The following is a 25,923-nucleotide window of genomic DNA, read 5'->3' on the forward strand; positions in this document are numbered from 1 at the left end:
GGTCAGCCCCGCCCGGCTCCACCGCCGTCCCAGAGCTCCCGCCGAAACCTGCGGCCGCACCCGGCGCCGCCGCCGCGTCCGGGCCTGCCGCCGTGCCCCGCTCGACCAACGTGCCCGGCCTGGCCAGGGCGGCGAGTGCCCCGGCCCGCAAGCCGTTGGCGTGCACCACGTCCGCGTCGCGCGTCAGCCGCCTGAGGGCCAGCACCGCGCGCAGGTCGTTGACCGGATGCGGCCGGTCGGCGACGGCGACCTCCACGAAACGCGCGCCGGCCCCGGCGTACGAGAACTGCTCCTCCACGCTGCGTGGCCCGAGCACGAGCACCTGGTGCCCCCGCCGCACCAGCCCCTCAACCAACATCAGGACATACCGCCCCGTGCCTCCGGACGCGGTGCCCAGTACGAAAGCCACCCGCATGACCCTCTCCTTCCTCCTGACCCGCCGGCACACGCCCGCACCCCGCAGACACCCGCTCACTGCACACCGCACACGCCCGCTCGCCATACGCGCCCGCTCACGACCGCCCAGCACACGCACCGCAGCACACCGCGCCTCGCTCAACCGGCGCTCCATCACACCATGCCCGCCGGTCACGTCCGCCTGCGCCGCAGCAGCTCGGCGACGGCCGCGGCGTCGGGCCGGTCGGCCAGTGCCACGACGGCGACGCCCACGGCCAGCGCGACGGCGGCCGCCACCACCGTGGCCCCCAGGCTGGCCCAGCCGCCGTCCCACCCCAGCCATCCGGCCACGGATGCCCCCGCCAGGTATCCCAGCGTCCCTCCGGCAGCGCCGGCGCCGACGGCCCTGACGAGCCCCGCCACGGCGCCGCGCCCCCGGGCCTGCACGACCGAGGCGAGCAGCAGCGCCCCGCCCACGCTCATGCCCACGCTCATGCCGAGCGCCATCCCGCCGATCTTCCACCCTTCGGGCAGCAGCAGCACGAAGACGACCTGCGCGGCCATCACCACCAGCCACCCCGCCACGGTGCCGGTGGCGGCCGCCCGGCCACGGCCGGCCGCGTACAGCACCCGGCTCGCGTGCGCGATAAGGCCGTATCCCACCAGCCCGGGCGCGAACAGGGCGATCGCCGCGGCCAGCTCGGACGCGGGCACCTCGCTCCTGGCCCCGAGGAACACCACGGCCCCCGGTCCTGACGCGGCGGCCAGCACCCCGGCGGCCAGCCCTGACACCAGCACCACGGCCCGCGTCGTGCGCGCGGCCAGCGCGGAGAACGCCTCCGGGTCGGCGGCCTGCGCGGACAGCCGGGGGAACGCGCTGGTGGCGATGGGCACGGCCAGCACGGCGTACGGCATCAGGTAGATCGCCCACGCGTAGTTGTAGACGGTGATGGCGCCGTTGCCGATCGCGTTGTTCGACAGCAGCAGCACCACGATCATGGCCGCCTGCTGGGCGAGGAGGGCCGCGATCCCGGCCAGGGCGAGCCTGCGCACCTGCACGGCCACACCGCTGGGGAAACGTAAGGTGGGCCGCCACCGCAACCCCAGGCGGGCCACGGGGCCGGCCACGGCCAGCACCAGGGACAGCACCCCGAGGCTCGTGCCGATCGACAGCGTCAGCTCGGCCGCCCGCGGCACCTCGGCGGGGTCGCGGAATCCGCCGCTGAGCGGCACGAACAGCAGGTAGGCGACGATGACCACGATGCTGGACACCAGAGGCGCGACTGCGGGCCCGGCGAAACGCTTGTGTGACTGCAGCACGCCGTAGAGCACGACGGCGACGCCGTACAGGGGGACCTGGGGGGCGAAGACGACCAGCATCCGGGTGGCGACGGCCGTCACCGCGCCGGCGTCGCGGCAGTTGTCGATGACGTCGCCGAAGAACAGCCCGGTGATCGGCTCGGCGAGCAGCGCGGTGAGCACGCCCAGCGGCACGAGCACGACGACCACCCAGGTCAGCAGCGCCGAGCTGATCCGCCCTGCCCGCTCGCCGGGCCCGCCGTCGTCAGCCGTGTCCGCGCCGCGCCCGGACGCCCCCGCGAGGACGGGAACGACCATCCCCGCCAGGGCGCCGCCGACGACCACCTCGAACACGATGTTGGGGATCTGGTTGGCCGTCATGTAGGCGGTGGACAGGCAGTTGGTGCCGACCGTCTGTGCGAAGGCATATTGCTTGGCGAAGCCGGCGATGCGTGCCAGCACCGTGAGCGCCCCGATGAGCAGGGCACCGCCGGCAACGCCCCGCGCCGTCACCACCCGCACGCCGCCTCCCCGCGCACGATCATGCTTACGCAGACATCCTGGCAGGTCGTACCGACAAACGCGGCCGGCGGATCACGCGGGGTCGACGGGACGGCGGCCCATCATGTCGAGGCGGTTGAGCACGGGGTTGCCGGCGATGACCTTGGTGAAGCTGATCTTCTCCGCGGCCGCGGTCAGGGCCACGACGGTGCCGAGCATGACGTAGCGGCCGGGCCTGCCGAGCTTGGCCACCGCGGCGAGCCCGAGCAGCGCGCCCAGGGAGTTGGCGCCGGCGTCGCCGAGCATGGCGCGCTCGCCGAGGTCGTCGGGCAGCAGCGCGGCCGCGGCCCCGAGCGGGACGGCGGTCAGCGCCGCGGCGGCGGGCGAGTCGTGCAGGACCGTGGCGGCGAGCAGCGGCCCGCCGGTGAGCAGGCCGACCTTGATGGCGCGGCCCGGCCGCAGGTCGAAGAGGTTGGCGAGGTTGGCTGCGCCGGCGATGGCCGCGCCGTTGACCAGGGTGTCGGCGGGGCCCTTGGAGACGAGGGCGGCGGCGCCGAGTCCGGTGGCGCCGATGCCGAGAATCTTGACGGCTCCGCTGGTGACCTCGCCGCGGGCGAGTGCGGTCAGGTGCCCCTTGAAACCCTTGGAGGCCGTGGTGCCGTAGAGGTCGTCGTAGGCGCCGAGAGCGCCGCTGCCGGCACCCGCGAGCAGCGCGGCGGCACGCACGCGGCCGGGGATGCCGGGCGTGAGCGCGGCTGCGGCGCCCGCGCCGGCGACGAACGCGGGACCTTCCAGCAGGGTGATGGGCTCGCCGCGATGGTTCTTGCGCGTCCACCGGCCGCTCAGCTCGGCCGGCCGGTTGCGGGTGAACGCGGTGTAGGCGGCGCGGGCGGCGACGGCGCCGATCGCGGCGCCTGCAAGGGCGTAGAGCAGGCTACGGGCCCGGCTGGCAGGCATGTCAGCTCCCTGACTCGCTGGTGGGGGATGGAGTGGCGGACGTCACCGCCGGCATGGGGGCCGACGCCCCGATGCCCACGCCATAGTGACCGGAGCGCCCGGCCAGTTGCTCCTGGAGCGACTGGACGATCACGACGCGGCCCAGGGGCATGTCGCCCGTGTCGACGGTGGTGACGCGCTTGGCGATGTCGCTGTCGTCGCGGGTGTGGCCGATCGGGTCGCCGGGGACGGCGGTGGCGGCGGCCGGGCCTCCGGCGAGCACCGTGCCGTTGCCGCCCACGTCGAACCCGTCGGCCATCGAGGCGATCGCCCCCGCCTGGGTCTCCGCGTTCTCCCCTTCGAACGGCTTCTCCGGCGCGAGCACCACAACGAGCGTGGCCCGCTTGCCGGGGTCGCCGTCGACACTGAGCAGCCCTCCCGTCTCGAAGGCGCTTAGCACCTCGGTGGTGGCGGCGTTGGGGGTGCCGACCTGGGCGGGATCGGTGGTGACCAGGGCGGCGGAGAGCAACGTGGCGGCGCGGTCCCAGGCGGTGGCGGTCTCGGGGAAGATCATGTTGGCCGGTTTGAGTTGGTTGACCAGGCCGTCGAGCACGCCGGCGCCCTTGGGGTCGAGGAACTTCTCCGTCAGCGTGACGCGCCCGGAGATCTCGGCGCCCGCCTGGCCGAGCACCTGCTGCGCCGCCTCGCGGATCGTGGTGCTGGAGCCGGGCGTCTCGATGAGGAGCACGCTCTGCCCGGCCAGGTCGCCCGCCACGATGTCGGGCGTCATGGAGGTGATGAGCGCGTCGCTGGCGGCCTCACGGCCCTGCAGCGTGTCGATCTGCCCGCGCAGCTCCTCTTTCGTCTTGGTGAGCGCGGCCGTCATCTCCTGCGCCGACTTGACCGCAGGCTCCTGCAACAGCGTGGTGCCCAGCACGATTCCCACCGCCAGGGCCAGGAAGACGGCGACGATGGAGACGAGGTGGTAACGAAAATCGATCACGAGAAGAGTCCGACCAGCCAGAAGATGAAGGCGTTCCAGGCGTCTTGCAGGCCGTTCAGCCAGGTCTGGCCGATCGGCGAGAGGAAGAGCGCGACCCCCATGGTGATCAGCGCGGTGATCACCAGCAGGAGGAGCTGCGGCGTGGTGATGCGGCTGCGGTAAAGCCTGCTCACGCCTTTGGCGTCGATGAGCTTGCTGCCGATGATCAGGCGGGTGAGGAAGGTGCTGGCCATGCCGGGGCGGCCCTTGTCGAGGAACTCCTCCAGCGTGCCGTGCGTGCCGACCGCGACGATCAGCTCGGCGCCCTTGTCGTCGGCCAGGAGCATCGCGATGTCCTCGCTGGTGCCGGTGGCGGGGAAGATCACGGCTTCGCGGCCGAGCTCGTGGACGCGCTCGAGCCCGGGGGCACGGCCGTCGCGGTAGGCGTGCACGACGAGCTCGGCACCGCAGGTCAGAGCCTTGGTGGAGACCGAGTCGAAGTCGCCGACGATCACGTCGGGCTGGTAGCCGGCGTCCAGCAGCGCGTCGGCGCCGCCGTCGACGCCGACGAGCACCGGACGGTATTCGCGGATGTAGGGCCGCAGCGTGGCGATGTCTTCTCTGTAGTGGTAGCCGCGCACCACGATGAGGACGTGCCTGCCCTCCATGGAGGTGCGGATCTCGGGCACGCCGACGCCTTCGATGAGGAGCCTGCCCTCACCGCGTACGTATTCCATGGTGTTGACGGCGAACGCCTCGATCTGGACGGCCAGCCCCGCGCGTGCCTCGGCCATGGCAGCCTCGACCGTCTCGACGCTCTGCTCGTCGCCCTTGCCGACGATGTCATCGTCGAGGTAGACGACGCCGTCGCAGACCCGGACGACGTCGCCGTCCTTGACCCGCTCGAACAACTCCTGATTGGCGTTGTCGATGAACGGAACGCCCGCTTCCAGCAGGATCTGCGGCCCTAGGTTGGGATAGCGGCCGCTGATGCCGGCGGCGGTGTTGACCACGGCCGCAGCCTCGCATGCGACAAGAGCCTCCGCGCTGACCCGGTCTACGTCGACATGGTCGATGATCGCAATTTCCCCCGGCTGGAGGCGTTTGGTGAGCCTCTTGGTTCGCCGGTCGATTCTCGCCACTGCCCTGACACCGGGAAGGCTCTCGGCCTTCCAGCCGCGGAGGCCCGGCATCCTGCTTCCCGGAACCTTCATCATGACCATCCTGCCAGAGAGAAACCGCGCAGGGGCCACGCATGACGCGGCGTGTCCACTATGTCACCCAGGATCACCTGTCCGCCGCTGCAAGCCCCAGGAGTTCCTCGGCGTGCGCACGGCCCAGTTCGGAGTCCTCCAGACCGGCCAGCATGCGGGAGAGCTCGCGCACCCGCCCCTCATGGTCGAGGGCCACCACCCCGCTGCGCACGACGCTGCCGTCGCTCGCCTTCTCGACCACCAGATGCTGGTCGGCGAAGGCCGCCACCTGCGGCAGGTGGGTGACCACCATCACCTGCGCGGTGCGGGCGAGCCGGGCGAGGCGGCGCCCGATCTCGACCGCGGCCTTGCCGCCGACGCCCGCGTCGACCTCGTCGAACACGAACGTCGGCACCGGATCCGCACCGGCGAACACCACCTCGATCGCGAGCATCACCCGGCTCAGCTCGCCGCCGGACGCTCCCTTGTTGAGCGGCAGCGGCGGCGCGGCCGGATGGGCGGCCATCCGCAGCTCCACCTCGTCGCGGCCGTCGGGGCCGAACTCCTCGCTCTGGCCGAGCTGGACGACGACCTTGGCGTGCGGCATGGCCAGCGCCGTCAACTCCTCGGTCACGGCCTGGCCGAACCGCTCGGCGGCGGCCTGGCGCACCTTGGTGAGCTCGGCCGCCAGCTCGGTGAGCCGGTCGGTCAGCTCGTCGCACTCGCGGGTCAGCTCGTCGATGCGCTCGTCGTCGCCTTCGAGCTCGGACAGGCGGACGGCGGCCTGCTGCGCCCAGGCCAGCACCCCGGCGCTGTCCTCACCGTACTTGCGGATCAGGCCGGAGAGCACCGACCGGCGTTCCTGCACCGCCGCCAGCCGCGCGGGGTCCGCCTCGATCGACTCCGCGTACGCCGCCAGATCGGTGGCCACGTCGGAGATCAGGTAGCCGGCCTCGGCCAGCCGGTCGGCCACCCCGGCGAGCTGGGCGTCGAAGTCGCGCACCGCTTCCACCGCGGACTTCGCCTCGCCGAGCAGCGAGATCACATCGTGCGGGCCGCCTGCGGCCTCCATCGGGTCGCCGAGCAGCGCCGTGTGCGCCGTGGTGGCGGCGCTGCGCAGCGCGTCGGCGTGTGAGAGTCGCTCCTCCTCGCCGCGCAGCTCCACGTCCTCGCCCGCTTTGGGGTCGACCTTCTCGATCTCCTCCAGCCCGAAGCGGAGCATGTCGGCCTCCTGCGCCCGCTCCCTGGCCCTCGTGGTCAGCTCCTCGAGCAGCGTGGTGACCTTCTTGTGGCGTTTGTAGGCCTGCGTGTAGGCCCGCAGCGGCTTGACCAGTTCGTCGCCGGCGTAGCGGTCGAGCGCCGCGCGCTGCCGGGTCGCCTGGAGCAGCCGCTGCTGGTCCATCTGCCCGTGCACCGCCACCAGGTCGTCGGCGAGGTAGGTCAGGGTGCCGACGGGCACCGTGCGCCCGCCGAGCCAGGCCCTAGACCTGCCCTCCGCGGAAACGACGCGCGAGATGATCAGCGTGCCGTCCTCGACCTCGCCACCGATGTCCTCAACCTGCTGGGCGACGTGACCGCCCGGTTGGATGACGAGCGTGCCCTCGACGGTCGCCTTGTCGGCGCCCGGCCGGATGCGCGAAGGATCGGCCCGGCCGCCGAACAGCAGGCCGAGCCCGGTGACGACCATCGTCTTGCCCGCGCCGGTCTCGCCGGTGACCACGTTGAAGCCCGGCGAGAGCTCGAGAACGGCCTCATCGATGACGCCGAGCCCCTGGATGCGGACCTCCTCGACCCTTGGTCGCACTGCCCACTCCCGTTCACTGCCCTGTCTGATGGTCACCCGGATCGTCTCCGGAAGCCCGCAGCCGCTGACGCCGCTGCCGGCGCTGGACCGCTGGGGGCGGCCCACCATGCCCACGTGATCCTACGCGCTCCGCCCCCCCATTCATTCAGGGTCGCACCCTTCCGCGCCATCCCTGCACGGGCAACTCGAACTTGGCCACCAGCCTGTCGGTGAAGGGCGCGCCGGTGCTCTCCACGCCGTGCAGGCGCGCCAGGCGTACGGGCTCGGCGCCCCTGCGGACCTCCACGCGCGTGCCGGGCGGCAGCTCGAACCTGCGGCGCCCGTCGCACCACAGGACCCCGCACGGCGTGTCGGGCAGGATCTCGACGGCCAGCGTGGAGCGCGGCGAGATGACCAGTGGCTTGGCGAACAGCGCGTGGGCGCTGATGGGCACCATGAGCAGCGCCTCGACCTCCGGCCACACGACGGGGCCGCCGGCGGAGAAGGCGTAGGCGGTCGAGCCCGTCGGGGTTGCGCAGATCACGCCGTCGCAGCCCCACCTGGACAGCGGGCGGCCGTCGATCTCCGCGACCACCTCGAGAAGGCGCTCCTGCTTTTCGACGGTGGCCTCGTTGAGCGCCCAGGTGTCGGCCAGCACCTGCCTGTTCAGCCTGGCGACGACGTCGACCGTCATGCGCTCCTCGACGTCGTAACGCCCCGCCACGACGCTGTCGACGGCCGTGGCCAGGTCGGCTACCTCCGCCTCTGCCAGAAAGCCGACGTGGCCGAGGTTGACCCCCAGCAGCGGTGTGCCGGCCGGCCTGGCCAGCTCGGCCGCGCGCAGCAACGTCCCGTCGCCGCCGAGCACGATCATGACCTCGGCGTCCTTGACCGCGCCCGGATCGCCCGGCACGACCTCGACCCGGTCGCTGCCGATCTCGCCGGCCTCGGAGTCGAGCACCCTGACGGTGATGCCGTCGTCGATCAGCCGATCGACGACCAGGCGCGCGCTCTCGACCGCGGCGTCACGCCCGGTGTGTACGGCGACCAGCACGGTCCGGTTCATTGCGGTCCTTCCTCGACGGCTCGCTGGATCTCTGCGTCGAGGTCGGCGACCGGCGGCTCGCCTTCCCCTTTGCCCAGCCAGAGGAGATATTCCACGTTTCCCGACGGCCCCGGCAGCGGGCTCGCGGTCACGCCGCGTACGGTCAGCCCCAGGTCCTGAGCCTTGGCGGCGGCGTCGCGCACGGAACCCGCCCGCTGCCCGGGATCGCGCACCACGCCACCCGCTCCGACGCGGTCCTTACCCACTTCGAACTGCGGTTTGACCAGCATCACGAAATCGGCTCGCGGCGCGGCCACTTCGGCCAGCGCGGGCAGCACGAGCCGGAGCGAGATGAACGACAGGTCGCCCACGACCAGCGTGGGCGGCTCGCCGACCATGCCGGGGGTGAGGTCGCGCACGTTGACGCGCTCCATCACCGTCACCCGCTCGTCGGTGCGCAGGGACCAGGCCAGCTGGCCGTATCCGACGTCGACGGCCAGCACATGCGCGGCCCCGCGGCGCAGCAGCACGTCGGTGAACCCGCCGGTGGAGGCGCCCGCGTCGAGGCAGCGGCGGCCCTGGACTGCCAGGCTCTCGAACGCTTCCAGCGCGCCGAGCAGCTTGTGGGCTCCGCGCGAGACGTAGTCGGGCCCGTCTTGCGAGTCGGCCACGACGATGGCGGAGGCGGTGTCGACCTGGGTGGCCGGCTTGCCGGCCCGCCGGCCGCCGACGCTGACCCGGCCGTCCTCGATGAGCTGGGTGGCCTGCTCGCGCGACCTGGCCAGCCCTCGGCGCACCAGCTCGCTGTCGAGGCGGATCCTGCGGCTCACCGCTCTCCCGCTTGCCGCTCGCCGGCACCCTGCCCACCCGTGGCCTGCCCGCCCGGCTCGTCCACGGCCGCCAGCGCGCTCTCCAGCCCGGAGAACGCCTCGTCGAAGATCGCCACGTGCTCGCTCGCCGGCTGCTCGCCCAGACGGCCGAGGCCGGTCACGATGGCGTCGACCCGCTCGTCGCCGGTCCCTTCCGGCAGCTCACTCATGTCTCGACGTTAACGCTTCCCGCGAGCGTCCGGGACCTTGGCGGGCCCCTCAGTCGTTGAAGCTCGTACGGGGTGCTACTGATGTGGAACGCTACCGTCCGCGAAGGAAGAAGGGATGCGCATCATGGCAAGCGTCGAGGAGTGCCGGGCGGCACTGGCCAGGCTCGTCGACCAGTTCGACGAGATCGACGAGGCAGATCGTGCCAAGCACGTCGTCGAGCGCACGGTCAGCTGCCGGGTCTCCGACCTCGACGTGACGTTCTACGGCCGTCTGACCCACGGGGGGCTCGACCCGTTCGCCGAGATGCCGCCGCCCGACGGCAAGCCCGCAGACGTCAAGCTCACGATCGCGAGCGACGACCTGATCGCGCTGGTCGACGGGGAGCTCGATCTGGCCCGCGCGCTGCTCGGTGGGCGGGTGAAGGTCGACGCCAGCTTCGGCGACCTGCTGCGGCTGCGCCGGCTGATCTGAGGGGTCGTTGATCCGCCCATCGCCTGATTGATTAATGGACACGTTAACTATTAGGAGATAGGGTTAAATAATGCGCCCGATCATCGAGACCGAGGGCCTCTGCCGCGCCTTCGGCGACCACCACGCCGTCGACCGCCCGAGCCTGGCTGTCGCGCCCGGGGAGATCTTCGGCCTGCTCGGCCCCAACGGCGCGGGCAAGACCACCACGATCAGGATGGTGTCCACGCTGCTCCCGCCGAGCGCGGGCGCGGCGCGAGTGTGCGGGTTCGACGTGGTGACGGAGGCGGGAGCCGTACGCCGCCGCATCGGCTACGTGATGCAGCAGATCTCGCCCATGGGCCACTACCTGCTGACCGGCAGGGAGAACAGAGATCGAGGCGTCTCTCTACCACGTGCCGCGGCGGCACGTGAGGGCCAGGGCCCATGAGGTCCTGGAGCTGGTGGGGCTGTCGGACAGCGCCGATCGCCTCGTGGCGGGATACTCGGGGGGCATGCAGAAACGCCTCGACCTGGCCTGCGGCCTGCTGCACCGGCCCGAGCTGCTGATTCTCGACGAGCCCACGCTCGGTCTCGACGTGCAGTCGCGCCATCACCTGTGGGAGCACATCCGCTCGCTCCGCGACGAGGGCATGAGCGTGCTGCTGGCCACCAATTACATGGACGAGGCGGACCGGCTCTGCGACCGGCTGGCGATCATCGACCGTGGGCGGCAGGTGGCCGGCGGCACTCCGGCCGAGCTCAAGGTGGCGATCGGAGCGTCGTCACTCGACGAGGTCTTCCTCCGGCACACCGGGCACGCGCTGCGGGAGGAGATCGCATGATGGTGGCGCAGGAGGTGCTGGCGTTGTCCAGGCGGTGGCTGCTCGTGGCGTTGCGCGAACGGCTCAGCCTGCTGTTCAGCGTGCTGCAGCCGGCCGTGTGGCTGGTCTTCTTCGCCGGTGCGCTCGGGGGCGCGGTCGATCCCCGGGTGGTGGGCACGGGCGACTACATCGCGTTCGCGGTGCCGGGCGTCATCGCGTTCACCGTGGTGGGCAACGGGGTGACGGCGGCGATGCCGCTGCTGTTCGACAAGGAGACGGGCTATCTGGACAAGCTGCTCAGCATGCGGATCAGGCGCAGTTCGCTGATCCTTTCGCGGTTCCTGTTCCAGACGGGCATGAACGCGGCTCAGACGCTGGTGATCCTGCTGGTGGCGCTCGCCCTGGGCGTGCGGCCGGAGTCCGGGCTGCTGGGTGTGCCGGCGATCCTGGCGGTGACGGCCCTGCTGACGCTGGCGCTCACGTCCGCGGCGATGGCCCTGGCCTGCGCGGTGCCCTCGCACGGCACGTTTTTCGCGATCACGGGGTTCGTCTCCCTGCCGCTGCTGTTCATGAGCAACGCGATCGTGCCCCTGTCGGCCATGCCGGCGTGGATGGAGGCCGTGGCCAGGGTCAACCCGCTCACCTACGCCATTGAGGCCATCCGGCTGCTGGTGCTGCGGGGCTGGAGCGGCGGCGTGCCGGTGTCCCTCGCGGCGCTGGTCGTGGCCTGCGGCCTGCTCCTCACCGTGGGCGCCTGGCAGTTCGCCCGCCAGACCAGCGAACGGATCGCATGACCGTGGACCGCCGCCCGGGCCGGCGCTACCCGACGCGATCCAGCACAGGCTTGATGGCGCCCTCCTCGATCTGACCGTCGCCGGCCGCGGACCAGGAGGCGTCGCAGGCGGCCCGCAGCCCGTCGATCCGGCTGCCATCACCGTCGAGGCACAACACGCCCTCGCGCCACCGGGCCCGCCAGCCGCCGCACGAACCGTCCCGTACCTCGGGATAGGGCCGCAGCAACGTCCCGAGATCCTCCCCGACGTATGTGGGCCGGTGCCGGGGCGCCGCCGTCAGCACCTCGACCGGCGTGGCCACCCCCGTCAGGACCAGCAGGCTCTCGACCCCGGCATTGGAGGCCCCCTCGATGTCGGTGTCGAGCCGGTCGCCCACCACCAGCGGCCGCCGGGCCCCCGTACGCAGCATCGACTCCCGGTGCAGCGGCGGATCCGGCTTGCCCGCGTACACCGGCTCGACTCCGGTGGCGCTGGCGATCACCCGGACCATCGACCCGTTGCCCGGCAACTCGCCCCGGCGCGTGGGCATCGTGCTGTCGCCGTTGGAGGCCACGAAGAGCGCCCCCTGCCGCACCGCGAGCGTCCCCTCCGCGAGCAGTTCGTACGACAGACCGGGCGCGATCCCCTGCACCACGGCCGCGGGGGACTCGGCGGCGGCCGAAACGGGCCGCAGCCCCCGATCCCGTACGGCCAGCCGCAGCCCGGATCCGCCGACCACCAGCACGTTCGACCCCGGCGGAACCCGCTCCGCGACCAGCCGGGCGGCAGCCTGAGCGGACGTGACCACGTCGGAGGCCGTGGCGGGCGCCCCAAGCTCACGCAGGTGCGCCGCGATGGCCGCGGGCGTCCGGGAGGCGTTGTTGGTCACGTACGCCAGCCGGACGCCCTTCCGCCGCGCCTCCTCCAGCGCCGCCGGAGCCCCGGGCACCGCGTAACCGCCCAGGTAGACCACGCCATCGAGGTCGAGCAGCAGGGTGTCATAGCCGTCGATCAGCACAGCGCCTCTTCCCGTTTGACTCTCACGTCGCGTGAGACTTTAGCGTCGTCCTCGTACGCAACCGCAGAAGGGATGACCATGTCCGCGGAACTGAACCTCACTACCGAGGAACGCACCGAGCTGTTCGGCGATTTCCATCCGGATGAGCACGCGGCGGAGGCCGAGCGGCTCTGGGGCGGCACCCAGGCCTGGACTGACGCGCAACGGCGCACCGCGTCGTTCACGAAGGAGGGCTGGAAGCGATTCATGGCCGAGGCGGCGGGCATCTACGCCCGCATGGCCGACGTCATGCGGGCGGGCGCACCGGCGGACGGAGCGTCCGCGATGGACCTCGCTGAGGAGCACCGCGCCCACCTCACCCGCTGGTGCTACGACTGCACCTACGAGATCCACCGCGGTCTGGGCGAGTTGTACGTGTCGGACTCCCGCTTCACCGCCTCCATCGACGAGACGGCGCCGGGACTGGCCGCCTACTTCCAGACGGCCATCGCGGCCAACGCCACCCGCCACGACGCGTAAGCCCCTGATCCAGCCCGGCAAGATCGGGGACCACCCGGGGAGCGGGTGACGACGGGCCGTTGCGCGCAACGCCGGAGCGCGTATTCACCGGCCATTGCGCGCAACACCGGAGCGCACGAGACGACAAGCCGTCACACACAGCACCGGACAACAACCCATCCACCAGCCGTCACGTACACCACCGGCGTGCGTCTGCGCGTTCACCCGCGACGCCCCATGGAGGCGCAATACCACCGATGTGCACCGGCGCCACCGGATCGACACACCACGCCACCATCGTTCACGCAGTTCCCCGAACCGGCCGACCGCCGTGTGTGTCCTGCGACAGCCTGGCTGACCAGATGCCTACATCTCCCGGCGCGCGCGCAGGGTCGCGCGGACGCTCTTCAACGCGGACACGTAATGCCGCTCGTCCGGCCGCATGGCGACCGCGATGGCCAGCGGTTCCTGTGCGCTCTCCACATCCCCGGTCCGCCACAACGACAATCCGAGCCCGAAATAGGCGTAATCCTCAGCTGGATTGGCGTCCACGATCTGACGGAAACTGGCCGCCGCCTCGGCGTACTGCCGGGAGTTGAACTGCGCCCTGGCCAGCGCCTCCAAGATGCTGCGTGATTCCGGCTCAGCCGCAGCGGCCCTCTCCAGCAGAGCCGCGGCCGCCGCCGGACTGCCGTCTTGCAACAATCTCACCCCACGCTGATACCAGTCGTAAACACCGCCCTCAGGAGCTCCCGAGCTCTCATCGTGAACGTTGCCACTCTGATCCATGCGTGAGGACTCCTTCATCTCTGAATGATGATCCCCGTTTCGCCCTGTTGCGGAACGGGACCGCCCGCAACCCCGGGGCGACTTCCGGACGGCGTAGACATTTATGGGAGCATGCCCGGTATGGGGACTCCTGAACTGCCGGTGCCTGATGGACTGGTGCTACGGCCCTTCCGGGGCGTGCGTTTCGCTGTCGAAGATCCAGCCAAGGTGACCTCCCCGCCGTACGACCTGATCTCCGACGCCGACGTAGAAGCCCTCCTCAACTCCCACCCCAACAACGTCGTCAGGCTCATCCTTCCCTGCTCGTCCGCCGGTGATTCGTCCTCCGCTTCCGCCCCCGGGCGAGGCACCGAGACCCAGCCCGCCGGCAGCACTCGTTCCTCCCCCGACACAGGACCCGAGAGCCCCCACCCCGACACAGGACGCGGAAGTCCCCACGCTGGCACGGCGCCCGAGAAGCGATCCGCCGCCGTGTCTTCCCCGCGGACCCAGGTGCCGCTCGGAAGGCAACCCGGAGCCGTGACTCCCCCACCGGCCCAGGCACCGCTCGAATCGCGGTACACCGAGGCGAGGGCCACGCTGAAGGCGTGGCTGGACTCGGGCGTGCTGGTGGCCGACGACGTGCCGGCGCTCTACGTCTACGAGCAGAGCGGGGCAGGCGTGCTGCAGCGCGGTCTCATCGGAGACGTGGGCCTGACCGACCCCGAACAGCGCATCATCCTCCCGCACGAGGACGTCATGCCGGGCCCCGTCGCCGACCGGCTCGCTCTGATGAGCACCACTCAGGCCAACCTCGAGCCTATCTTCCTCCTCTACGACGGCGCGAACGGCACCGCCAGCCGCCTGGTCGACACGGTGGCCTCGGATCGGCAGCCTCAGGTGTCGGCCCGCACGGACGACGGCCTCACACACCGCCTTTGGGCCATCACGGACCCGGAAGAGATCACCGCTATCAACGCCGACCTCCATGGCCGGCAGGCCCTGATCGCCGACGGACACCACAGGTATGCGACGTACCGCGCCCTCCAGCGCCAGGAGCACGAAACCCACCTCCAGGCCGACCCTGCCGGGGCGAAGACCGCCGACGGTGACCAGCCCACGCCGCCACCGGCCGACCGCACGGCGACACCGACCGGGCCAACAGCACGACCACCCCGGCCCGCGCCGCCAGCCCATCCAGCGCCGCCAGCCGACCAGGCGCCGAAACCGACCCACCCAGCAGCCCGACCGGCCCATCCAGAGCCGACCGCCCCGGCGCCGAAACCGATCGGGCCGGCGTCGCAACAGGCCGATAGCACCGGGGCTGGGCAGCAAGACCCTTCTCAACAGGTCGATGGCGCCGAGACCGATAAGGACGGCCCTGCGGCGGGCGCGGGCCGGTCGACGGCCGGGCCGTGGGACTTCGGGCTGGCCCTGCTCGTCGACACCTCCGCGTACCCACCCGACTTGAAGGCCATCCACCGCGTGATCCCCGGGCTTCCTCTGGACGAGGCGGCCGCCAGGGCGAAGGGGTCGTGGCGCGTTCACGACTATGACGATCTGGCACTGGGACTGGCGGCGCTCGAGGAGGCCGCGGAGCCGGCGTTCCTGCTCGCCGGGGAGAGCGGTGCGCACCTGCTCACCGATCCCGACCCGGTGCAGCTCGCCCACGCGATGCCGCCCGACCGCTCCGGCCGCTGGAACTCCCTCAACACTTCCGTCCTTTCCGAGTTCGTCATGCCCAAGGTGTGGGGAATGCGTGACGATGAGCGAACCGTGCGCATCGTGCATCACGACGCGTGGGCCGCGGTGCGGCTGGCTGCCCGCTCTGGTGGTACCGCCGTGATTCTCAAACCGCTCAAGGCCGAGGAGGTGCTTGCCGTCGCCGCCGGCGGCGAACGAGTGCCCCGTAAGAGCACCTCCTTCGGCCCGAAACCCAGGACCGGTCTGGTCCTCCGCACGTTCGCGATCGACTGAGGACCTCCCATCTCCTCAACGCTGGCCCGGTGCGGTGAGGGCACTGCTTCGAGGCAGCCGGACACCGCCGCCTGACCGCGTCCTCAGTCGCCGCGAGCATGAGCGCCCGCCCTCGAAGGCGCCGTACGGCTGCGGAAGGACCGACCCGCGCAAGGTTTCGTTGTCAACCCGGCTCGTACGATCGCCCGTCCGCGGCCGTCCACGGCTGCGACGACCATACGAACTGTGCCGCCAACGCGAGCGGCGGGACAACCGTAAAGGATCTCGCGGGGCTGGGCGTGAGCGCAGCCCCGCGAGCTTGCGGGACTGGGCGCAGCCCGACGACCTCGCGGGGTGTGCGCTGCCGTACGGACCCCGCGCGGTTGGGCGCGTGCAGCGCCCTACGGACCTCGCAGAGTTGGGCGGACGCGCAGCCCTGCGGGCCTCGCGTGGTTGTGCATGCGCGAGGCCGTGCGGGGCCCGGCGAGAGACCGAGGTCAGCTGGCTCGCGCCAGGTAGGCCACCTGTCTGGGGATCAGGGCGGTGACACTCCCCTCGGAGTCGGGGGGCGGATCGGTGGCCGGGTCGGCGGGTTCGGTGAGCTCGGCCTCGAACGGTTTGGCGGAGCTCACCTCCACCTCATACCTCCAGATCTTGGCCGCCGACGGGCCGAAGACCCGGCAGCGGAATGCCCCTGCCACTTCGATGTAGTCGCGAGGTTTGAGAGTGCGGACTATGGCGGCGACCTCCGGGTTGAAGGTGACACACGGAACGCTGTCCGTCAGGGCGGCTCCGCGCCTGTGCCGTCGGCGGCGCACGATGACGCGCCACTTCGTCACGGTGTCGCCGCTCGGCAGCGCGTGCTCCTCGGCCGCCGCTGACAGCCTCCCCACCAGCAAGACCTCGTTGCGGTCCACTTGTCATCCTCCCTGTCGGTGCTCTGGTGGAGATCACTCTCTACGATGAGGAGAAAGCCGGACCGGCTGGAATGCCGTTCTGGGGAAAACGGCTGAACGCGCGGGAGTGCCTGTGGACAACATCACCGCTCTGGGCGGCGACGTCTATGAGATCGACACCAGGATGGCGGGATACTCGGGCATCACGGCTGGTTATCTGATTCTGGGCGATCGACCGTGCCTGGTGGAGACGGGCACTTCGACCTCTGCTCCCGTGGTACGTGACGCGCTCGCGTCACTCGGCGTCGGACCGGAGGATCTGGCCACCGTCGTGGTGACCCACATTCACCTGGATCACGCCGGAGGCGTGGGAGACATCGCCAGATTCTTCCCCTCCGCCCAGGTCGTCGTCCACGAGAAGGGGGCCCGGCACCTCGCCGATCCAGCCCGGTTGATGGCCAGTGCCCGCATGGTCTGGGGTGACCGTCTCGACACGCTTTTCGGCGAACTGTCCCCCACCGAGTCCGAGCGCATCGTCGCCCTCGGCGACACCGGCGCCATCGACCTGGGCAACGGGCGCACGCTGAGCAGCCACTACTCGCCCGGGCACGCCAAACACCACGTGGGGCTGGTCGACTCCGCCACCGGCGATCTGTACGTCGGCGACGCCGCAGGCGTCTACTTGCCCGAGACGGGCGATCTGCGCCCCGCGACACCTCCGCCGGACTTCGACCTGCAGACGGCGCTCGACTCGATCGCGCTGTTCGGGGCGCTTGGGCCGCGACGCCTGCTGTTCAGCCACTACGGGCCGGTCGACGCCGTCCAGGAGACTCTTGATCGGTCCGCGGAGGAGCTCCGCGTCTGGGTTGATCTCACCCGCCAGGCCCATTCCGAGGGCATGGACCTGGACCACGCCGTCGCCATGGTCAGAGACCGCACCAAGGAGCGCTACACCGCGCTCAAGGCCGACGACCCGACGGCCGAGCACTTCGAGTTGCTGAGCGGAGCGCCCTCGAACGTGGCGGGGATTCTCCACTGGCTCGACCGCGTCTCACCGTGACAGGTGATCGTTTCCCGGATGGCAGCCCGGGGACGCGACGCCCCGCCGCCCGGATCGGGTAGCGGCGGGGTGCCCGGTGTCAGTCGTCCGTCTTGGGCCGGTCTGAGGTGGGCTCATCTAGCACGTCGCCGAAGTCAGGCTCGATGAACGCCGGTGTGATAGCCGGGGTTTCGCCATGCTCATCCTTGGCTGCGGGGGCATCCTGCCGATCAGCCGCGCGGTTCTGCGGCTTCTCGCCCTGCTCCGGCCTTTCGTCCCTAACTGTCGGCTCCGCGTCCCGAGCGTCCGAGTACGTGTCCCGAGCGTCTCGGTCCTCGTCCTGAGCCACCGTGTCCGCTACGTCGGCGTCCCGAACGCCGCCGTCCCGATCCTCGGGATCCACAACGTCGGCCTTCCGGACCTCGGCATCCCGAACGTCTGCATCCTGAACCTCGACGCCTTGAACGCCTGCCGAAGCTCGCTGTGGCCCGGGCGCTTCCTGGGCGGCCGCGCCCTTCTCATCAGGTACGTCCGCCTGCTCCGCATCCGCCACGTCGACGGCCCTGATCTGCTTCGCCTCCCTCTCCAGGAGGTCCCCCGTGGCAAGGTCCTCGGCCTCGGCCTCGCCGTCGTCTGGGACTTCCTCGTCGAAGTCCTCCTCGAGGTCCTCAATGACGGCACCGGTCAACTCCGCGTACCGTTCTGCCGCGTCCGTCTCCCCGTCCTCATCGAACGCCATCGCCCTCCCGAACCAGTCGGTGGCCGCCTCCTGATGACCGGCATCGGCCAGTGCGTCCGCATAGGCGAACGCCAGCCGGGCCGACCACGGCTTGGGCTGCGGATCGCGAAGCTCGGGCAGGCGCTGCAGGGTGATCACGGCGGCGTCGTGCTGGCCCAGGTCGCGCCGGGCCCCGGATTCGACGATGGTCAACTCGATACGCCCGCCCCTGTCGAGACGTTCGGCTTCCGGCGAGCGTACGAGGTCGATGGCCCTTTCCGGACGGCCGAGGCCGCGCTCGCAGTCGGCCATGACCGCGAGGTACGCATCCGAGCCCGTCATCCGCCTGGCCGCCCGCAGATCGCTCAGCGCCTCGGAGAAATGACCTGCGCGATAGGCGACGATGCCGGCGGCCTCGCGCACGACACCGATGCGCGCCGCAAACCTGCGCGCGACCTTCGTGTGCTCATGCGCCCGGTCGGGGTCGTCGTCCTCGAGCGCGCGTTCGGCGGCCACCAGGTGCCGGCCGACCAGGTCGGCGAGGTCACCGGGCAGCGAACGGAGTTCTTCCAGGACTTCCTTGTCGAGTTCGTCCGCAGTGATGTCGGGCGCGACCTCGGGCAGCCGCTCGCGCTGTGGCGCCTCGGCCTCGCGATCGCTCCTGCCGTATCTGGCTCGGGATCCGGTGCGCTCCTCGCGTTCGTCCCGGGAGAACGGCCGGCCATCGCGAGGGCCGCTGTCACCGCGAGCGGCGTAACCGCCCTCACGCCGCTCCCCATAGCCACCGCCGCGACGGGGTCCGCGATCGTCCCGATCCCGGAAGGGCCGACGGTCATCATCCTCACGACGGGGACCCCGATCGAATCCACCCTCACGGCGAGGACCGTAACCGCCCTCACGGCGAGGGCCCCGATCATCCCGATCCCGGAACGAACGACGGCCATCATCTTCACGCCGCGGACCACGATCGTATCCACCCTCACGCCGCGGACCACGATCACTGTCACGCCGCGGGCCACGATCGTCCCGATCCCGGAACGGACGGCGATCGCCCCCCCGAGCCCCACGATCGTCGCCTTCACGCCGCGGACCACGGTCGTATCCACCCTCACGCCGCGGACCACGATCACTGTCACGACGAGGACCATAACCGCCCTCACGCCGCTCCCCATAGCCACCCTCACGACGGGGACCACGGTCGTATCCACCCTCACGACGCGGACCACGCTCGCCCTCACGACCAGAACCGTAACCGCCCTCACGCCGCGGACCCCGATCATCCCGATCCCGGAACGAACGACGATCGTCACCCTCACGACGCGGACCACGCGGCTCGCGGTGACCCTCGTCCCGCCGCGGTCCTCTGTCTCCTCGGTTGTCCGAGCGCGACCTGTCGTCGGAACGGAACGGACGGTCACCGCCGGAGTCGCGCCCGCGCGAGCCGTAGCCGCCGCTTCGGCCGCCCCCGCCGGAGTGCCGGTCCTCGTTGTCCCCGCGGCCGCGCTGTCCGCCGTCCGATCCGTTATCTCTGTTCACTTCTGGTCCATTTCGTTGGCTCACCCGGCGGACTCACAACAACGGTCTGCCGGGGCTGGTCGCCGCCCGCCCTCGGGCCTAACGCGACGAAGGCCACCTGTGGGGTGGCCCGGTCCTTCCAGGGTAGCAAGCCCTGACGCGTCCATGAGCCTGTTGGCAACCCAATTAATGATTGGACCGGAAATCGACCAATCAGCAAGACTGGCCAGCATGTCACTTCGCTTCCATGAAATAGCCGAGTCCAACCACCGCACGCTCAATCCCCTGACCGATGAAAAGCTGGATCTCCTGGGCCGGATCTGCCGCATCGCCTCCGGTTCCCGCCAACTCGACCTCGCCTGCGGAAAAGGCGAGCTGCTTTCTCGGTGGGCGGCGGAATATGGAGTTCAGGGCGTCGGCGTGGACATCAGCAAGGTCTTTCTGGAAGCCGCCAGAGCCCGCGCCGACGAACTCAGCGTCGCCGATCAACTCAATCTGGTGGAAGCCGATGCAGCCACATACGAAGACACCCCAGAGTCGTTCGACATCGTGTCCTGTATCGGCGCGACCTGGATCGGCGATGGCCTTCAGGGCACGCTGTCATTGATGCGCCGGCATCTCCGTCCGAACGGCATCGCCCTGGTCGGTGAGTGTTATTGGATAACGCCGCCGCCACAGGAGGCGTACGAGACGCTCGGCATAGCGGATGGCCTGTTCACGTCGCTGGCCGACACTGCGGACCGCTTCGAGGATTCAGGTTTCGAGCTCCTGGAAATGGTGCTCGCCGACCAGGACGGCTGGGACAGGTATGTGGCCAGCCAATGGTGGACGATCAGCGACTGGCTACGCGAGAACCCCGACGATTCCGACGCTCCCGCCATGCGCGACTTCCTCACCCAAGCGCGCCGCTCACATCTCGAATACGGGCGCCAGTACCTGGGCTGGGGCGTTTTCGTGGCCCGCCCTCAGCTACCCTGAGCCGCACATACAAAAAGGGCCCCGACGCGCTTGGCGTCGGGGCCCCCTCAACAATTGTCCGGCGGTGACCTACTCTCCCACACCCTCCCGAGTGCAGTACCATCGGCGCAGAGAAGCTTAACTTCCGGGTTCGGAATGTAACCGGGTGTTTCCTTCCCGCCATAACCGCCGTAACCCCATGAAACCAACAAACACAACCGCTTGCTGTCTCAGAATTGCCTAGTGGACGCGAGCAAAACCCAAAAAGAAAGAAAGTATGCTTTGTGGTCAAGTCCTCGGCCTATTAGTACCGGTCAGCTCCACACGTTACCATGCTTCCACACCCGGCCTATCAACCCGGTCGTCTACCGGGAGCCTTACCCCTTCACAGGGCGGGAGACCTCATCTCAAGGCGAGCTTCCCGCTTAGATGCTTTCAGCGGTTATCCCTTCCGAACGTAGCCAACCAGCCGTGCACCTGGCGGTACAACTGGCACACCAGAGGTTCGTCCGTCCCGGTCCTCTCGTACTAGGGACAGCCCCTTTCAAGTCTCCTACGCGCGCAGCGGATAGGGACCGAACTGTCTCGCGACGTTCTAAACCCAGCTCGCGTACCGCTTTAATGGGCGAACAGCCCAACCCTTGGGACCTACTCCAGCCCCAGGATGCGACGAGCCGACATCGAGGTGCCAAACCATCCCGTCGATATGGACTCTTGGGGAAGATCAGCCTGTTATCCCCGGGGTACCTTTTAGCCGTTGAGCGACACCGCTTCCACACGCCGATGCCGGATCACTAGTCCCAGCTTTCGCTCCTGCTCGACCCGTCAGTCTCACAGTCAAGCCCCCTTGTGCACTTACACTCAACACCTGATTGCCAACCAGGCTGAGGGAACCTTTGGGCGCCTCCGTTACCCTTTAGGAGGCAACCGCCCCAGTTAAACTACCCACCAGACACTGTCCCCGATCCGGATCACGGACCAGAGTTAGACGTTCAAAACGACCAGAGTGGTATTTCACCAATGACTCCACCCGAACTAGCGTCCGAGCTTCCCAGTCTCCCACCTATCCTACACAAGACGCTCCAAACGCCAATGTCAAGCTGTAGTGAAGGTCCCGGGGTCTTTCCGTCCTGCTGCGCGTAACGAGCATCTTTACTCGTAGTGCAATTTCGCCGGGTCTGCGGTTGAGACAGCGGGGAAGTCGTTACGCCATTCGTGCAGGTCGGAACTTACCCGACAAGGAATTTCGCTACCTTAGGATGGTTATAGTTACCACCGCCGTTTACCGGCGCTTAAGTTCTCACCTTCGCCAACCCGAAAGTCGACTAAGCAGTCCCCTTAACGTTCCGGCACCGGGCAGGCGTCAGTCCGTATACATCGTCTTACGACTTCGCACGGACCTGTGTTTTTAGTAAACAGTCGCTTCCCCCTGGCCACTGCGACCCCCACCAGCTCCAAACGCAAAGGCTTTTCACCAGCAGAGGTCCCCCTTCTCCCGAAGTTACGGGGGCAATTTGCCGAGTTCCTTAACCACAGTTCACCCGATCGCCTTAGTATTCTCTACCTGACCACCTGAGTCGGTTTAGGGTACGGGCCGCCACAACACTCACTAGAGGCTTTTCTCGGCAGCATAGGATCATCCACTTCACCACAATCGGCTCGGCATCACATCTCACCCACACATGCCGCGGATTTACCTACAGCACAGGCTACATGCTTACCCCAGGACAACCATCGCCTGGGCTGGACTACCTTCCTGCGTCACCCCATCGCTTACCTACTACCCCATCAGGCCGAGCGTTCGGTCTAACATCCCCTCCGAAGAGACGACTGACTTAAGGACTCTTAGTATCAAGGGGTTCAGTATGGGCGCATTGAAGCGGGTACGGGAATATCAACCCGTTATCCATCGACTACGCCTGTCGGCCTCGCCTTAGGCCCCGACTTACCCTGGGCGGATTAACCTGGCCCAGGAACCCTTGGTCATCCGGCGCGAGGGTTTCCCACCCTCGATTCGCTACTCATGCCTGCATTCTCACTCGCACAGCCTCCACAACTAGATCACTCTGCTGCTTCACCGGCTGAACGACGCTCCCCTACCCACCAACACGATCACTCGCATCAGTGCCACGACTTCGGCGATGTGCTTGAGCCCCGCTACATTGTCGGCGCGGAATCACTTGACCAGTGAGCTATTACGCACTCTTTCAAGGATGGCTGCTTCTAAGCCAACCTCCTGGTTGTCTCTGCGACTCCACATCCTTTCCCACTTAGCACACGCTTAGGGGCCTTAGTCGGTGATCTGGGCTGTTTCCCTCTCGACTACGAACCTTATCGCCCGCAGTCTCACTGCCACGCTCTCACTTACCGGCATTCGGAGTTTGGCTGACGTCAGTAACCTTGTCGGGCCCATCAGCCATCCAGTGCTCTACCTCCGGCAAGAAACACGCAACGCTGCACCTAAATGCATTTCGGGGAGAACCAGCTATCACGGAGTTTGATTGGCCTTTCACCCCTACACACAGATCATCCCCCAGGTTTTCAACCCTGGTGGGTTCGGTCCTCCACCCAGTCTTACCTGAGCTTCAACCTGCCCATGCGTAGATCACTCCGCTTCGGGTCTACAGCATGCGACTCAAACGCCCTCTTCAGACTCGCTTTCGCTACGGCTCCCCCACACGGGTTAACCTCGCCACACACCATAACTCGCAGGCTCATTCTTCAAAAGGCACGCAGTCACATCACACAAGAACCCGAAAGCTCCTGTAAGCTCCTACGGCTTGTAGGCACACGGTTTCAGGTACTCTTTCACAACCCCTCACCGGGGCACTTTTCACCTTTCCCTCACGGTACTCGTGCACTATCGGTCACCAGGGAGTATTTAGGCTTACCAGGTGGTCCTGGCAGATTCACACAGGATTCCTCGAGCCCCGTGCTACTTGGGATCCCCTCCAACAGCCCATCCACTTTCGTCTACCCGGCTCTCACGGTCTACGGCGCCCCTTCCCAGAGGCTTCAACTACCAGACAGGTTTATCACTGTTCGGAGAAACGGCAGCTCCTCCAAGAAGGTCCCACGACCCCGGACATGCAACGCCTGCCGGCTATCACACACGCCCGGTTTAGCCTCATCCGCTTTCGCTCACCACTACTCACGGAATCACTCTTGTTTTCTCTTCCTACGGGTACTGAGATGTTTCACTTCCCCGCGTTACCACCAACCGCCCTATACATTCAAGCGGAGGCAACACCACATGACTGGTGCTAGGTTTCCCCATTCGGACATCCCCGGATCAACGTCTGGTTGGCGACTCCCCGAGGCTTAACGCAGCCTCCCACGTCCTTCATCGGCTCCTGATGCCAAGGCATCCACCGTGTGCCCTAAAAAACTTGGCCACAAAGATGCTCGCGTCCACTATGCAAATCTCAAACAACAAACAGCAACCACATCCAAGCCAAGCACCACCCGACTCTTCAACAGCCCTGCACTGAGCCAAACAAGCAAACGCCCGTTTCCTCAGGACCCAACAGTGTGCCCAACCCGACCGAACTCCCACACGCCCGTTCCCACTCCCACCACTGAAACGATGGACGGTACTAGCACGCCGACAACCCTGCCCGGTTGACTAGCCAGTGCTCCACTAGTGAGCTGTCACCCCACCACACATCCGGCGGTGACGGGCGAATGCGCTCCTTAGAAAGGAGGTGATCCAGCCGCACCTTCCGGTACGGCTACCTTGTTACGACTTCGTCCCAATCGCCAGCCCCACCTTCGACCGCTCCCCCCACACACGGTGGTTGGGCCACGGGCTTCGGGTGTTGCCGACTTTCGTGACGTGACGGGCGGTGTGTACAAGGCCCGGGAACGTATTCACCGCAGCATTGCTGATCTGCGATTACTAGCGACTCCGACTTCATGGGGTCGAGTTGCAGACCCCAATCCGAACTGAGACCGGCTTTTAGGGATTCGCTCCACCTCACGGCATCGCAACCCTCTGTACCGGCCATTGTAGCATGTTTGCAGCCCAAGACATAAGGGGCATGATGACTTGACGTCATCCCCACCTTCCTCCGAGTTGACCCCGGCAGTCCCCCATGAGTCCCCAACCCTCCCGAAAGAGGTCGCTGGCAACATGGAGCAAGGGTTGCGCTCGTTGCGGGACTTAACCCAACATCTCACGACACGAGCTGACGACAGCCATGCACCACCTGTCACCCAGTCCGAAGAACACCACATCTCTGCAGCTGTCCGGGTGATGTCAAACCTTGGTAAGGTTCTTCGCGTTGCGTCGAATTAAGCAACATGCTCCGCCGCTTGTGCGGGCCCCCGTCAATTCCTTTGAGTTTTAGCCTTGCGGCCGTACTCCCCAGGCGGGGCGCTTAATGCGTTAGCTCCGGCACGGAGATCGTGGAAGACCCCCACACCTAGCGCCCAACGTTTACAGCGTGGACTACCAGGGTATCTAATCCTGTTCGCTCCCCACGCTTTCGCTCCTCAGCGTCAGGTAAGGCCCAGCAAGCCGCCTTCGCCACCGGTGTTCCTCCTGATATCTGCGCATTTCACCGCTACACCAGGAATTCCACTTGCCCCTACCTACCTCTAGCCGGCCCGTATCCACCGCAGACCTAGGGTTAAGCCCTAAGCTTTCACGGCAGACGCGACCAGCCACCTACGAGCTCTTTACGCCCAATAATTCCGGACAACGCTTGCGCCCTACGTATTACCGCGGCTGCTGGCACGTAGTTAGCCGGCGCTTCTTCTGCAGGTACACGTCAACTTCGTCCCTGCTGAAAGAGGTTTACAACCCGAAGGCCGTCATCCCCCACGCGGCGTCGCTGCGTCAGGCTTCCGCCCATTGCGCAATATTCCCCACTGCTGCCTCCCGTAGGAGTCTGGGCCGTGTCTCAGTCCCAGTGTGGCCGGTCGCCCTCTCAGGCCGGCTACCCGTCGTCGCCTTGGTAGGCCACTACCCCACCAACAAGCTGATAGGCCGCGAGCCCATCCCCAACCGAAAAACTTTCCACCACCACCCGATGCCGGAGGCGGTCATATCCGGTATTAGACCCGGTTTCCCAGGCTTATCCCAGAGTCAGGGGCAGGTTACTCACGTGTTACTCACCCGTTCGCCGCTCGAGTACCCCGAAGGGCCTTTCCGCTCGACTTGCATGTGTTAAGCACGCCGCCAGCGTTCGTCCTGAGCCAGGATCAAACTCTCCAAAAAAGGTCTGAACCCAACCAAACAAAAGGAATCCGTCGAATCGACTCAACGCCGATAGACGGGGTTGTGCATCATGCACTGGCTTTTAACACACTGTTGAGTTCTCAAGAAACGCACGCGT

General features: G+C 68.0%; 21 protein-coding genes and 3 rRNA genes. 8 read left to right on the plus strand and 16 right to left on the minus strand.

From position 1 onward, the window contains the following. From E1294_RS38860 to E1294_RS38900, 9 genes are all read right to left on the minus strand, one after another. Positions 1 to 415 (minus strand): glycosyltransferase (locus E1294_RS38860; protein ID WP_165977710.1); only part of this gene is annotated, 415 nt, incomplete at its 3' end. Between the two features lie 173 nt (positions 416 to 588). Continuing rightward, complete coding sequence (gene murJ / locus E1294_RS38865) at positions 589 to 2,217, minus strand: murein biosynthesis integral membrane protein MurJ (RefSeq protein WP_132515976.1); 1,629 nt, start codon at positions 2,215 to 2,217, stop codon at positions 589 to 591. Positions 2,218 to 2,289: 72 nt separating this feature from the next. After that, a complete protein-coding gene (locus tag E1294_RS38870; protein WP_132515977.1) occupies positions 2,290 to 3,153 on the minus strand; it encodes a hypothetical protein in 864 nt (287 codons plus the stop codon). Between the two features lies 1 nt (position 3,154). Further along, entirely contained in the window at positions 3,155 to 4,135 is a 981-nt protein-coding gene (locus tag E1294_RS38875) for a copper transporter (protein WP_132515978.1), read from the minus strand. Next, positions 4,132 to 5,328, minus strand: coding sequence for a putative cytokinetic ring protein SteA (steA, locus tag E1294_RS38880; protein ID WP_132515989.1), 1,197 nt, complete (start codon positions 5,326 to 5,328; stop codon positions 4,132 to 4,134). The genes E1294_RS38875 and steA overlap by 4 nt, the downstream gene beginning before the upstream one ends. Before the next feature lie 73 nt (positions 5,329 to 5,401). After that, complete coding sequence (gene recN / locus E1294_RS38885; protein ID WP_132515979.1) at positions 5,402 to 7,111, minus strand: DNA repair protein RecN; 1,710 nt, start codon at positions 7,109 to 7,111, stop codon at positions 5,402 to 5,404. A 145-nt stretch (positions 7,112 to 7,256) separates the two neighbouring features. Further along, positions 7,257 to 8,156 (minus strand): NAD kinase, encoded by a 900-nt coding sequence (locus E1294_RS38890; protein ID WP_132515980.1) that lies wholly within the window; start codon positions 8,154 to 8,156, stop codon positions 7,257 to 7,259. Beyond that, positions 8,153 to 8,965, minus strand: coding sequence for a TlyA family RNA methyltransferase (locus E1294_RS38895; protein ID WP_132515981.1), 813 nt, complete (start codon positions 8,963 to 8,965; stop codon positions 8,153 to 8,155). Before E1294_RS38895 ends, E1294_RS38890 begins: the two co-directional genes overlap by 4 nt. Continuing rightward, complete coding sequence (locus E1294_RS38900) at positions 8,962 to 9,174, minus strand: hypothetical protein (RefSeq protein ID WP_132515982.1); 213 nt, start codon at positions 9,172 to 9,174, stop codon at positions 8,962 to 8,964. Before E1294_RS38900 ends, E1294_RS38895 begins: the two co-directional genes overlap by 4 nt. 115 nt (positions 9,175 to 9,289) lie before the next feature. On the opposite strand from E1294_RS38900, the gene E1294_RS38905 reads away from it, so the two are divergent. The 4 genes from E1294_RS38905 (at position 9,290) to E1294_RS38915 (ending at position 11,240) form a co-directional block, all read left to right on the plus strand. Next, on the plus strand, positions 9,290 to 9,646 hold the full coding sequence (locus E1294_RS38905) for an SCP2 sterol-binding domain-containing protein (protein ID WP_425465251.1): 357 nt from the start codon (positions 9,290 to 9,292) through the stop codon (positions 9,644 to 9,646). 70 nt (positions 9,647 to 9,716) lie between these two features. After that, positions 9,717 to 10,073, plus strand: coding sequence for an ATP-binding cassette domain-containing protein (locus E1294_RS57535; protein ID WP_281284578.1), 357 nt, complete (start codon positions 9,717 to 9,719; stop codon positions 10,071 to 10,073). A 13-nt stretch (positions 10,074 to 10,086) separates the two neighbouring features. Further along, complete coding sequence (locus E1294_RS57540) at positions 10,087 to 10,467, plus strand: ATP-binding cassette domain-containing protein (protein WP_281284580.1); 381 nt, start codon at positions 10,087 to 10,089, stop codon at positions 10,465 to 10,467. Then, positions 10,464 to 11,240 (plus strand): ABC transporter permease, encoded by a 777-nt coding sequence (locus E1294_RS38915; RefSeq protein ID WP_132515983.1) that lies wholly within the window; start codon positions 10,464 to 10,466, stop codon positions 11,238 to 11,240. Before E1294_RS57540 ends, E1294_RS38915 begins: the two co-directional genes overlap by 4 nt. A gap of 25 nt (positions 11,241 to 11,265) precedes the next feature. On the opposite strand, the gene E1294_RS38920 is transcribed toward E1294_RS38915, so the two are convergent. After that, positions 11,266 to 12,237 (minus strand): HAD-IIA family hydrolase, encoded by a 972-nt coding sequence (locus E1294_RS38920; RefSeq protein ID WP_132515984.1) that lies wholly within the window; start codon positions 12,235 to 12,237, stop codon positions 11,266 to 11,268. 78 nt (positions 12,238 to 12,315) lie between these two features. Between E1294_RS38920 and E1294_RS38925 the strand changes: the two genes are divergently transcribed. After that, positions 12,316 to 12,756 carry a TipAS antibiotic-recognition domain-containing protein gene (locus E1294_RS38925; RefSeq protein ID WP_220448174.1) on the plus strand — a complete coding sequence of 147 codons (441 nt, stop codon included), beginning with the start codon at positions 12,316 to 12,318 and terminating at the stop codon, positions 12,754 to 12,756. A 345-nt stretch (positions 12,757 to 13,101) separates the two neighbouring features. Here the strand turns inward: E1294_RS38925 and E1294_RS38930 are convergent, their stop codons facing one another. Continuing rightward, positions 13,102 to 13,524 carry a tetratricopeptide repeat protein gene (locus E1294_RS38930; protein ID WP_132515986.1) on the minus strand — a complete coding sequence of 141 codons (423 nt, stop codon included), beginning with the start codon at positions 13,522 to 13,524 and terminating at the stop codon, positions 13,102 to 13,104. A 120-nt stretch (positions 13,525 to 13,644) separates the two neighbouring features. Here E1294_RS38930 and E1294_RS56485 point away from each other — a divergent pair, with 120 nt between their 5' ends. Continuing rightward, positions 13,645 to 15,480, plus strand: coding sequence for a DUF1015 domain-containing protein (locus tag E1294_RS56485; RefSeq protein WP_281284579.1), 1,836 nt, complete (start codon positions 13,645 to 13,647; stop codon positions 15,478 to 15,480). A gap of 476 nt (positions 15,481 to 15,956) precedes the next feature. Here the strand turns inward: E1294_RS56485 and E1294_RS38945 are convergent, their stop codons facing one another. Further along, a complete protein-coding gene (locus E1294_RS38945) occupies positions 15,957 to 16,376 on the minus strand; it encodes a single-stranded DNA-binding protein (RefSeq protein WP_132515987.1) in 420 nt (139 codons plus the stop codon). A 112-nt stretch (positions 16,377 to 16,488) separates the two neighbouring features. On the opposite strand from E1294_RS38945, the gene E1294_RS38950 reads away from it, so the two are divergent. Next, complete coding sequence (locus E1294_RS38950; protein ID WP_132515988.1) at positions 16,489 to 17,415, plus strand: MBL fold metallo-hydrolase; 927 nt, start codon at positions 16,489 to 16,491, stop codon at positions 17,413 to 17,415. Positions 17,416 to 17,494: 79 nt separating this feature from the next. Here the strand turns inward: E1294_RS38950 and E1294_RS38955 are convergent, their stop codons facing one another. Further along, positions 17,495 to 18,628 carry a hypothetical protein gene (locus E1294_RS38955; protein ID WP_246083608.1) on the minus strand — a complete coding sequence of 378 codons (1,134 nt, stop codon included), beginning with the start codon at positions 18,626 to 18,628 and terminating at the stop codon, positions 17,495 to 17,497. Between the two features lie 1,164 nt (positions 18,629 to 19,792). Here E1294_RS38955 and E1294_RS38960 point away from each other — a divergent pair. Further along, positions 19,793 to 20,605 carry an SAM-dependent methyltransferase gene (locus E1294_RS38960; RefSeq protein ID WP_246083609.1) on the plus strand — a complete coding sequence of 271 codons (813 nt, stop codon included), beginning with the start codon at positions 19,793 to 19,795 and terminating at the stop codon, positions 20,603 to 20,605. Positions 20,606 to 20,661: 56 nt separating this feature from the next. Here the strand turns inward: E1294_RS38960 and rrf are convergent. The 3 genes from rrf to E1294_RS38975 all read right to left on the minus strand — a co-directional run bounded on the left by rrf (position 20,662) and on the right by E1294_RS38975 (position 25,805). After that, positions 20,662 to 20,778, minus strand: a 5S ribosomal RNA gene (gene rrf / locus E1294_RS38965). A 90-nt stretch (positions 20,779 to 20,868) separates the two neighbouring features. Then, positions 20,869 to 23,979 (minus strand): 23S ribosomal RNA (locus E1294_RS38970). 302 nt (positions 23,980 to 24,281) lie between these two features. Next, positions 24,282 to 25,805: ribosomal RNA gene (locus E1294_RS38975) — 16S ribosomal RNA — on the minus strand. The 16S, 23S and 5S rRNA genes sit together here, the layout of an rRNA operon. Positions 25,806 to 25,923 lie beyond the last annotated feature (118 nt).

The sequence above is a fragment of the Nonomuraea diastatica genome (assembly GCF_004349015.1).
GTDB classification, from domain to species: Bacteria; Actinomycetota; Actinomycetes; order Streptosporangiales; family Streptosporangiaceae; genus Nonomuraea; species Nonomuraea diastatica.